This window comes from Stenotrophomonas sp. YJH_SMC_21, assembly GCF_059369555.1.
This window is the reverse complement of record NZ_JCAFSU010000025.1, coordinates 25,167-35,355: the sequence shown is the minus strand read 5'-3', so window position 1 is coordinate 35,355 and position 10,189 is coordinate 25,167. Positions and strand designations below refer to the sequence as shown.

Sequence of the window (10,189 nt, the reverse complement as noted above, 5' to 3'; positions counted from 1 at the left end):
TGGTGGGCGGGGCGATTGCCAGCACCCATGCGGGCAACAGTGAACTGACTGCGGGCTCGCTGACATTCACCGACCTGCAGAACCACATGGACTATACGGCCAGCTCCGGCAGCATCAGTGGTGGTGCGGGCGGGCAGATGGATGGCTGGGCGCCCAAGCCGGGAACTGCCCGATTTGTCTCTCAAACAACCTGAATCCGTTCTTCAGGCGTACTCGCAAAAGCGAATTGATGACCTCGCACACCAATACAATAGCAAGTCATTGGATCCTAAGGATTTTCAGCTTAATCTTGGTTCAAAGGTCTTGAAGGCCGATGCTCAAGTCAGTACGGGTGCTCCGGTTTATATTGGTGCAAGCACATCCGATGTCATGCTGTATTTCAGACAGCTGACTGGAACTGATCGCATGCCTGTCGCGAAGGTCGTACCTGGAAAGGGTCTTCTTTATACGGCAACCACGAGCTCTGGTGCAAAGATAACTCTTAGAGATTTTTCAACGAGCGCGCAGAAGACTGGTGCTAGTTGGACAATTGATGTGCAGGATAAATCCATAAATAATGGAAAGCGAGTAGAGGTGAAGTTCAAATGAAAGACGGGATTCATTGTGCAGTGGTGACTTCTTCGTTTGGGTTATCAATGGGTGCCGTCTGGCAGCACATGACGATGGAAATGGGAGGTGTTGGGATCTCCGAAAGAAAAGACGCGTTCTTCGAGTTGATGGGTCGTTTGTTGAGGGAAGGGAAAGTGAGGCTTGCAACGGACGGGGTGTTCTTGCAAGGCGACTGGAGGGAGCAGCTGACGCTAATCTCAAACGCTTGGCCCGAAAATCCTGGTGAAGATGATATCGATGGATTCGGCCTCTGGTTCTTGACCGATGCTCCGGCGGGTCTGGTTTGGATCGGCGCAGATGGCCGTGAACAGTGGACGTAGTAGTCCGATTCATGTCGGTGGCGCCCGATGATCCTGACGAATGGGTCAGGGCTTGTAACGACACCGAGCTTTGATGAAGCTTGCTTGAGTCGAAGCCGGTGCCGATCTGGGTTTCGTGCTGCGCGCTCTGGACTCGATCCAGGCCGTACTCCGACGGTGCCGACGGCCTGCGTGGATATCTTCCAGCATCCAACACCGGCTTCGGATTCAGCATCGTCGACCCGCCGGAAGCTGTCGTTGCGGAAGGGATTGAAGCCAAGTGGCAGGTCGGCCTGCTCGGCTCGTTTCATTTCCGCGCGAGCGGGTTTGAAAGTGCCTGGGAGGAAATCTGCCGCTTCATCAATCGTTACGCTGCGGCGTGCGAGTTCCGGTTTGTGCTCTCCTTCCAGTTCGAGAGCATCTATGCGGCAAGGCTCGGGAAGGATCTGGTCTTCCCGGGGCCTGCTGCTCCGTAATGCTGGATGCCGGGGCGGCAGGCCCGGGCCTGATCCCATTCTCGGTACACATGGCGATATGCCTTATGGATATAACGCGTTCGTGGGTTTTCTGATTTCACACCTGTCTGCACAGTTCCAGAGTTTTAGATCGATATAATAATATCGACCCATAAAGTTTCCCCTGCCTGCGCCGCCATCGATCATACGGCCATGATCAAGGGAATTGAGATGCTCGCCTTACGCAACCTTCGAGTGGGATCCCGGCTGGGTGCCGGGTTCGGTTTGCTGCTGCTGTTCATCGTGGCCATCGTTGGCCTCGTGCTGTACGGAAACCACCTGAAGTCCGCCCAGTTCGAGAAAGTGGTGGACGTCAACATGGTGAAGATGCGGCTGTTGAACGACATGCTGGATACCAACAACGCGGTGCTGATGCATCGCCGGCTGATGGTGATCAAGCGCGGTGAGGATTTCGACAAGGATTATCAGAAGGCGCAGGAGCTGTCGCAGACCTACGACGGTATCTGGGCCAAGTACATCAAGATTCCACGCGACGCCACTGGTGATGCCCTGGTGGCGAAAATCGACGCGGCACGCAAGGCCACCGACGCCTCCACCCAGCATCTGCACGAGCGCATGAAGGCCGGTGATTTCAACGGCGCGGCCAAGGAACTGCTCGCCGAGCACGGCTTGGCCACCGCATGGAATGAGGCGATCTCGACCCTGCTGCGGCATCAGGAGACACTGACCGAGCGCAGTCGCGAGGAATACCGTTCAACCGAATCCTGGACCGGCACGTTGTCGATCGTGTTCGGCGCGTTGAGCCTGCTACTGGGCTCGCTGGCCGCGTGGGCCATCACCCGCAGCCTGACCCGCCCGCTGGAAGGTGCGGTGAAGCTGGCCGACGGCATCGCCAACGGGCGGCTGGACAACAGCATCGACGCGTCCGGCAACGATGAGGTGACGCAGCTGCTCAGGTCGATGCAGCGCATGCAGGCGCAGTTGCAGTCGGTGATGGCGGCGCAGGGCGAGCTGGCCCGCCAGCACGACGCGGGCAGCCTCAGCTATCGCATGGACGAGAGTGCTTTTCCTGGCGACTACGGGCGCATGGTGCACGAGACCAATGCGCTGGTCGGCTCGCATGTGCAGGTGCAGAACCGGCTGATCGAAGTAATGAAGCATTACGCCCGCGGTGATCTGTCAGTGGACATGGATCCGTTGCCGGGCGAGAAGGCCGCAATCACCCAGGCCATGGACGAAACCAAGGCCAGCCTGTCGGCGATCAACGGTGAGATCCGCCGCCTGGCGACGGCCGCAGCCGCCGGCGACTTCAGCCTGCGCGGCGATGAAGATCGCTTCGCCTATGATTTCCGCGACATGGTGGCCGGGCTCAATCGCCTGATGCAGACCACCGACGAGAACCTGGTGCAGGTGTCGACCCTGCTGCAGGCGATCTCGCGCGGTGACCTCACTGTACGCATGCAGGGCGACTTCCACGGCGTGTTCGCCCGCATGCGTGATGACTGCAACGCCACCGTCGATCAGCTCAAGCAGATTGTCGGCCGTATCCAGTCCAGCGCGTCCAGCATCAACCTGGCGGCAGGCGAGATCGCTTCGGGCAACAACGATCTGTCGCGGCGCACCGAGCAGCAGGCGGCGAACCTGGAAGAGACGGCTGCGTCGATGGAGGAACTGACCTCCACCGTGAAACAGAACGCCGAGCACGCACGCCAGGCCAACCAGCTTGCCATCGGTGCGCATGGCGTCGCCTCACAGGGCGGCGAGGTGGTCGGCCAGGTGGTCACCACCATGTCGGCCATCGAAGCCTCGTCGAAGAAGATCGCCGAGATCATCAGCGTCATCGACGGCATCGCGTTCCAGACCAACATCCTGGCCTTGAACGCGGCGGTGGAAGCTGCTCGTGCCGGCGAGCAGGGCAGGGGCTTTGCGGTGGTGGCCAGTGAGGTGCGCACGCTGGCGCAGCGCTCGGCCGGTGCGGCCAAGGAGATCAAGGGCCTGATCGAGGATTCGGTCGGCAAGGTCGCCGATGGATCGGCGCTGGTTCGTCAGGCCGGCACCACGATGGGCGAGATCGTGGCCTCGGTGCAGCGCGTGACCGACATCATGGCCGATATCTCTGCCGCCTCGCAGGAGCAGAGCTCGGGTATCGAACAGGTGAACCAGGCGGTGGTGCAGATGGACGAGACCACGCAGCAGAATGCGGCGCTGGTGGAAGAAGCCAGCGCGGCGGCACGCTCCATGGAGGAGCAGGCCAACCTGCTGGCCGAAGCGGTGTCGGTGTTCCGCACCGGTGCAGCCGCGGCAGCCGTATCGGTCCCGCGCGCGCTTGCGGCGGTAGCGGCCTCGGTCACGCCGGTGAGACGCCCGGCGGTGCTGTCACCGCGCATCGAGCCGACGTTGGCTGCCAATGCGGGTGGCTGGGAAGAGTTCTAGCAAGGCAGCACGCCGGTAGGGAGACGGCGCCCATCACGATGGCTGATCGTGATGGGCGCGGATTCTCTTCCTGAACGCGCGATGGCCGATGAGGCGGTGGACACGCGCATTTCACTTCCGGTTGCCAACCGCAGGAGGACACTTGCGCCATACCGGAACTCAGGAGATGGCCATGAAGACCTCGACCCGATTGCTTGTGCTGGGCACGCTGCTGGCGGCTTCGTCGGTGGCCGGTGCGCAGACGTATGGGCCGCGCGATGAGGGACGCAAGTTCAATGACGGCAGTCGCGTGGTCTGCAAGAACGTGGAAGTGCAGCGCAACTCGCGCGATCCGAACCGCATCACGGGTACCGCTACCGGCGCAGTGATCGGCGGCCTGCTGGGCAACCAGGTGGGCGGCGGTAACGGCAAGAAGCTTGCAACCGTGGCCGGCGCCGTGGCCGGTGGTGCGGCCGGCCGCCAGATCCAAGGCAACCAGCAGCAGAAGAACGGTGACCGCGTGGTTGAACGTCGCTGCGAACGCGTCTATCGCTGATCGATCGCCGAAGGCCCCCGTTTCCCCTTCCACACCGCAGTACCCGAACGCCGGCCCCACGCCGGCGTTCTTCGTTGCAGGAAAAAGGGACGGAGGGAATTAAGTCGCAATCCCCCAAACCGGCCGTTTACGACTTAATCCCCTCCGTCCCCTTTTTTGCGAGGAGGCGCCAGGTGGCGAGGCTGCCGTAGAGCAGCAGCAGGACGGTGAGGGTGATCAGTTCGTGGCTGACGTCGGCCAGGCTGGCGTCCATCTGGTTCAGGCGCACCATCAGGTTGATGCCGGAGGTGGTAGGCAGCAGCTGCGCCAGCCAGACCAGCGGTTGCGGCGTCATCACTGCCGGCCACGACAGGTTGGCCAGGAAGAACAGCGGGATCGAGGTGGCGATGATGTACTGGAAGGCGCGTTCGCGGGTGCGGAAGAAGCTGCCGACGAACAGGCCGAAAACCACTGTAGCGGCGATGAACAGGGTGCCGCCCAGCAGCTGGCCCAGTGGGTTCCCGCCGCGCGGATAGTCCTGCACCCAGGCGGTGAACCCGGCGTACCAGAACAGGCCGAACAGGCCGATCAGGCCGAAGCCCATCGCCATGCCGGCCAGGGTCGGCAGGTCGAAGCGCAGGCGCCGGCCGAGTGCAAGACGACGACCACCGAGCAGCACGCCGATGCCCATCAGCAGGGTCTGGTGCACGATCAGCTCGGCCACGCCGGGCACGATGGCGCTGCCATAGCCTTCCTGGGTGTTGTACAGCGGGCGCTGCACCAGGGTGACCGGCGGCGCCTGTGGCGCGCCCATGAAGGCGGCCTGGCCGACCACGGCGTCACGCCCGAACGCGCCCAGTGCGTCGGCCACGCTGCCCAGCACCCAGCTGGCACGGCCCAGGTAGGCGCCGTTGCCGAGCAGCACCAGCTTGGCCGGGTGGCCGCGCAGGATGTCGCGCTCCAGGTTGGCCGGGATCAGCACGATGCCTTCGGCATGGCCGGCTTCCAGCTGCTGACGCGCACTGTCGATGTCCGCCGGTTGCCCGACCACGCGTGCAACGCGGAGTGCATCGAGCTTGCGCAGCAGCTCGCGGCTGGTCGCGCTGTGGTCTTCGTCCACCACCAGCACCGGCAGGTTGCCGGCCACCTGGTGACGGTACGCGGCCGGGTAGAAGAACGAATACAGGATCACCGCGCCGACCATCACAACGATCGCGTAGCGGTCACACAGCACCGCCATCAGGGTCTGCCGCAGGCTGCGCCACAGTGCGCTCATGCGTCGGCTCCCGCAGGCTGCGAGGCTTCCGGCGTGCGCGCAAAGGCGATCAGGCGCAGGCCGCCAATGCCTCCTGCCACCACCGCCATCAGCAGCAATGTGGCCAACGGCCACACCGAAACCTGCAGCGGCGAACCGATGAACTGCTGCTGGGTCTGCAGCTTGATGTAGGCGCTGAGTGGCAGCAGCTGATGCCAGATGCGGGTGAACAGGGGGCCATCCAGCACCGGGAAGGTAGCGCTGGAGAACGCCAGTGCGGTGCCGATGCTGAGGCCGACCGCGGACAGCGCGGTACCCATGTCGCGGGTGACGCCGACGAAGAACAATGCGTAGGCGGCCGTGGCCAGGTAGAACAGTGGCTGTGCGAGCAGCAACAGGAGCGCGCTGCCGGCCACACCATCGCCGCGCAGCCAGGCCAGGTAACCGATGCCGAGCGCGCCATACAGCGAAAACAACAGGATGTACGGCGTGACCTTGCCCGCAATCACCGACCACGGCGTTCGATCCAGCCAGGCGGGCAGGGTGCCGTCGCGGATCTCGCGGCCGAGGCTGCCGGCCACCGCAAGTGCCAGTACCAGCGACAGCACGGCTGGGAAGATCAGCGGCAGCAGGAACAACTCGTAGCTGCGCGCAGGGTTGTACAGGATGTCCGACTGCACCGCGATCGGTGCCGCACGCAGCTTGCCGGGGCCGACCTGCAGGCCGATGCGTTCGCGCAGCAGGCGTGCGTTCCAGGCCGAGACTGCGTCGCCGATATCGCGCGACGCAGATTGGCCGGTGGTCATGTAGGTGGCGTTGTAATAGGCGAACACCGTGCCCTGGCGTCCACGCAGCGCCTGCCGGGTGACATCGCGCGGCACCAGTACGATGGCAAACACGTCCAGCCTGCGCAGCTGCGAACGCGCGTCCTCCAGGTCCGCCGGCTGGCTGGCGATGCGTACGCCGGGGCTGGCATCGAGCATGCGCAGCAGCAGGCGGCTGTCACTGCTGTGGTCGAGGTCGACCACGGCAATGGGGATGTCGCGCATCACCGACGGCGAGAACATCCACGCCATCACCGCCAGCATCAGCAGGGGCAGCACGGTGACCAGCAGCAGGTCGGCACGGTTGCCGCGCAGCGACTGCAGCTCGCGCCGCCAGGAAGCAGCGAAGCCGTTGCGGTCCGGGCTCAGTGCTGGGGCCATGCGAACAGCACGCTCATGCCGGGGCGGAAGCCCTCGATGCGGCGTACCGGGCGCACCCGCACCTCGAAACTGCGGACGTCGTAGCCGGACGACTGGCGGGTGGTACGCCAGGTCGCATAGTCGCCGGCAGGGTTGATGAAGTAGACCTCGAACTCGCCGTCCAGGCCGAGTGCCGGCACGTTGCCCTGCAGCTTGCTGCCGACCTTCAGGCCCTGCATCTGTGATTCGCGCAGGTTCATCGCCACCCACATGCGATCAATGTCGACCAGGGTGAATACCGGGTAGCCGGCCGGCACCAGCTCGCCCGGGTCGGCCATGCGCTTGTTGATCTCGCCCGCCACCGGCGCGCGTCCTTCGACTTCGGCACGGGCGGCGTTGACTTCGGCCACCGCGCCCTGCGCCTGCTGCACCTGGCCCTGCGCGGCACGCTTGTCCTGCTCGCGTGCGCCGGCCAACGCCATGTCGTACTGCGCGCGCGCGGCACGGGCCAGTTCGCGCGAACTGGTGGCCTGGGCATGCGCTTCATCGCGCTTCTGCCGGGTCATCACCCCTTCGTTGAACAGGTTCTGCACGCGCTGGTACGTGGCTTCGGCCAGCGTCGCACCGGCTTCGGCGCGCTTCCAGTTCGCTTCGGCGGCGCGGATGTCTTCGCTGCGCGCGCCTTCGTCGGCCTTGTCGGCCACCGCCTGTGCGGCGGCCAACGCGCCGTGGGCCTGCTGTTCCTTGGCGGCCACTTCGGGGCTGTCGAGCAGGAACAGCACCTGCCCGGGCTGCACGCGGTCGCCCTCGCGCACCTTCAACTCCGCCACGCGGGCGGTGATCTTGGCGGCCACGTTGATGGTGTCCGCGTCGGCCATGCCCTGGATCTGGTCGGCCGGGCTGCGCCAGGCCAGCCACAGGCCGAGCACCACCGCGACCAGCAGCGCCACTACCAGGATCGGGCCCAGGCGGCGCTTGGCCGGGGGTGTTGTCGCATCGTCGTGCAGCACATCACTCATGGTCGATCACCTCGTCCGCACGGCGCCGGAATTCTTCAAAACGGTCCATCTGTCCACTGACCTCCAGCAACTGTGCCAGCGCAATATCGTATTGGTAGGCGGCCTGTGCGCGCTCTACACGGGCACCGCCCAGGCCGAGCCGCGCGTCGATCACATCCAGCGAGGTGGCCTGGCCCTCGCGGAACGCCAGCTCCTGCAGGCGCAGGTTTTCCTGTGCCTGGGCAATGCTGCTGTCGAGCAGCACGTACTGCTGGCGCGCGGTTTCCAGTTCGTTCCAGGCCTTGCGCACGCCCAGCGCGACCTGGTTCTCGGCCTCGCGCAGGCCCGCTTCGGCCTGGTCCTGCTGCGCGCGCGCGGCGCTGATCTGCGCCGGCCGCGAGTTCGGCGACAGGAAGGTGTACTTCAGGCCGATGCCAAACGCCCAGTCCGGATCGGTCAGCATTTCGTCGCGGCGGCGGAAGTCGTACTGGCCGAAGGCAAAGATCTGCGGTTTCAGCTTGGCCTGCTGCACGCGCACGCCCTGTTCGGCCTGCGCCACCATGGCCCGCAGGCGTGCGATCTGCGGCTGGCGCGCCTGCGCAGTACGCTCGAAGCTGGCCACCGGTTCCAGCGGCACGCGCTGCACGAACAGCGGCGAAACCGGCTGCACCTCGCCACCACTGCGCAGCAGCGTGGCCAGCGCGGCCTTCAGCGTTGCCAGGTCGTTCACCGTCTTCTGGTATTCGCGCTCGGCCTTGTCGCGGGCCACGGTGGCCTGCAGGCGCTGGGCGCGGGTGGCGAAACCCTCGCGTTCCAGCTTCTCCGCATCGGACAGGTGGCGGTTGAGGCCATCGCGCACGTCACGGCGCACGTCCACCGCCTGCTCGGCCAGGCGCTGCCCGAAGTAGGCCTGGGCCAGCTGCACGGTCAGCGATTGACGTTGTGCTTCGCGCTCGGCGCTGGCCTGTTCGTGGGCGGCACTGGCCGCACGCTGCGCGGCCGGAATCACGCCGCCGGTGTACAGCGGCAGCACCGCGGTGACCACTGGACGGGTGCGCCAGTCGCGCTCGGTGAACGACAGCGGCGAATCGATGCCGAAGGCTTCAGCCACCGGCGCCAGTGAGCCCAGCGGCAGAGTGAGCGTCTTCTGGAACTGCAGGCGGCGCACTTCGCCGGTGATCTCCGGCAGGCGCAGCAGCCGGGTGGCGTCCTGCAGGTCCTGCTTGTTGCGAACGGCTGCATCGGCAGCGGCCAGCGCATCGGAGACCTGCTCCAGGCGTTGCCGCGCCTGTTCCCAGTCCAGTGCGGGTGCATCGGCACTGCTCTGCGCTGCCGCCGCAAGCGGCATGCAGGCTGCCAGGGTCAACGCGACTTTCGCGCGGTGCATCCTTGTACGTCGGCCGATCACGCCCATGCCGTCCCAGTGGTAAAGAAGTGCGCAAACGGTAGTGCGCATGGTGTGAAGCCCGGGTCTGCGGTCATCGGTCTTTCCTCAACGAAGGGTGCCGCTGGCCGCAGTACGCAGCGCCTGGGTGATGTGCTGCAGCGTGCTTGAGCGCACGGCGGCATGCTGCCAGTACAACGGCACATCGAGCCAGCGGCGGGGTTCCAGTACCACCACGCGGCCGGCGCGCACAGCGGGCGCGGCCAGGGTTTCCGGGGCCAGGCCCCAGCCGAGTCCGCACGCGGCGGCTTCGACGAAACCGGTGGAGGAGGGCAGGTAGTGTAGCGGCGGCTGCAGCCTCGCGCGGGTCAGGCGACGCACGAAGCGCCACTGCAGTTCATCTTTGCGGTTGAACACCAGCATCGGTGCGCGTGCCAGCGCCGTGGCGTCCATGCCATCGCTGAAGTACTGGCGGGCGAAGCCGGGCGAAGCAATCGCTTGGTAGCGCATGGCGCCGAGAGGATGCACGTTGCAGCCCTTCACCGGCTGGCTTTCGGCGGTGACCGCACCCAGCACGCTGCCGTCGCGCAGCAACCGCAGGGTGTGGTCCTGGTCGTCCATGCGCAGGTCGAACAGGTAGCCATGGCGCTGGTGCAGGTCGGCGATGGCCGGCACGAACCACGTATCGAGCGAATCATCATTGACCGCCAGCGGGATCGGGGTGCGCGCAGCGTCGCTGCTGCCACGCTCGGGTAGCAGCTCGGCCAATGCCTCGGCCTCCAGCGCCTGCATCGGTCGCACCCGGCGCAGCAGCGCCTCACCGGCGGCGGTGGGGCGGCACGGCGCCTGGCGCACCACCAGCACCTGCCCGAGCCGGTCTTCCAGAGCCTTGATCCGCTGCGACAGTGCTGATGGGCTGATCGACAGGCGGCGTGCCGCAGCCTCGAAGCTGCCTTCCTCCAGCACCGCGGCAAACGCGGCCAGTTGCGGGTGTACCAGGTCCATGCCGGTGCCTCTTCAGTTTTCCTGCGCAGGAT

Annotated in this window: 11 protein-coding genes; 6 read left to right on the top strand and 5 right to left on the bottom strand. The window is 65.3% G+C overall.

Annotated elements, in window-relative coordinates:
* From AC5P67_RS19930 to AC5P67_RS19905, 6 genes are all read left to right on the top strand, one after another.
* A partial coding sequence (locus AC5P67_RS19930; RefSeq protein ID WP_495215141.1) for a hypothetical protein occupies window positions 1-194 on the top strand: 194 nt, incomplete at its 5' end.
* Window positions 175-588, top strand: a complete 414-nt coding sequence (locus AC5P67_RS19925) for a hypothetical protein (RefSeq protein ID WP_141097972.1) — start codon at window positions 175-177, stop codon at window positions 586-588. The genes AC5P67_RS19930 and AC5P67_RS19925, both read left to right, overlap by 20 nt.
* Window positions 585-929 (top strand): DUF596 domain-containing protein, encoded by a 345-nt coding sequence (locus AC5P67_RS19920; RefSeq protein ID WP_024958502.1) that lies wholly within the window; start codon window positions 585-587, stop codon window positions 927-929. The genes AC5P67_RS19925 and AC5P67_RS19920 overlap by 4 nt, the downstream gene beginning before the upstream one ends.
* Window positions 930-1,009: 80 nt before the next feature.
* The gene (locus tag AC5P67_RS19915) at window positions 1,010-1,384 is read left to right on the top strand and encodes a hypothetical protein (protein WP_216655110.1); all 375 of its coding nucleotides are present in this window, start codon (window positions 1,010-1,012) and stop codon (window positions 1,382-1,384) included.
* A gap of 210 nt (window positions 1,385-1,594) precedes the next feature.
* Window positions 1,595-3,817, top strand: coding sequence for a methyl-accepting chemotaxis protein (locus AC5P67_RS19910; RefSeq protein WP_495215143.1), 2,223 nt, complete (start codon window positions 1,595-1,597; stop codon window positions 3,815-3,817).
* Between the two features lie 166 nt (window positions 3,818-3,983).
* Complete coding sequence (locus tag AC5P67_RS19905) at window positions 3,984-4,352, top strand: glycine zipper 2TM domain-containing protein (protein WP_032965667.1); 369 nt, start codon at window positions 3,984-3,986, stop codon at window positions 4,350-4,352.
* Window positions 4,353-4,479: 127 nt separating this feature from the next.
* On the opposite strand, the gene AC5P67_RS19900 is transcribed toward AC5P67_RS19905, so the two are convergent.
* From AC5P67_RS19900 to AC5P67_RS19880, 5 genes are all read right to left on the bottom strand, one after another.
* Complete coding sequence (locus AC5P67_RS19900) at window positions 4,480-5,607, bottom strand: ABC transporter permease (protein WP_043035551.1); 1,128 nt, start codon at window positions 5,605-5,607, stop codon at window positions 4,480-4,482.
* The gene (locus AC5P67_RS19895) at window positions 5,604-6,791 is read right to left on the bottom strand and encodes an ABC transporter permease (RefSeq protein WP_099498138.1); all 1,188 of its coding nucleotides are present in this window, start codon (window positions 6,789-6,791) and stop codon (window positions 5,604-5,606) included. Before AC5P67_RS19895 ends, AC5P67_RS19900 begins: the two co-directional genes overlap by 4 nt.
* Entirely contained in the window at window positions 6,776-7,789 is a 1,014-nt protein-coding gene (locus AC5P67_RS19890; protein ID WP_005408651.1) for an HlyD family secretion protein, read from the bottom strand. The genes AC5P67_RS19895 and AC5P67_RS19890 overlap by 16 nt, the downstream gene beginning before the upstream one ends.
* Window positions 7,782-9,182, bottom strand: coding sequence for a TolC family protein (locus AC5P67_RS19885; protein WP_044569690.1), 1,401 nt, complete (start codon window positions 9,180-9,182; stop codon window positions 7,782-7,784). The genes AC5P67_RS19890 and AC5P67_RS19885 overlap by 8 nt, the downstream gene beginning before the upstream one ends.
* A 78-nt stretch (window positions 9,183-9,260) precedes the next feature.
* Complete coding sequence (locus AC5P67_RS19880; RefSeq protein WP_012479551.1) at window positions 9,261-10,157, bottom strand: LysR family transcriptional regulator ArgP; 897 nt, start codon at window positions 10,155-10,157, stop codon at window positions 9,261-9,263.
* Window positions 10,158-10,189 lie beyond the last annotated feature (32 nt).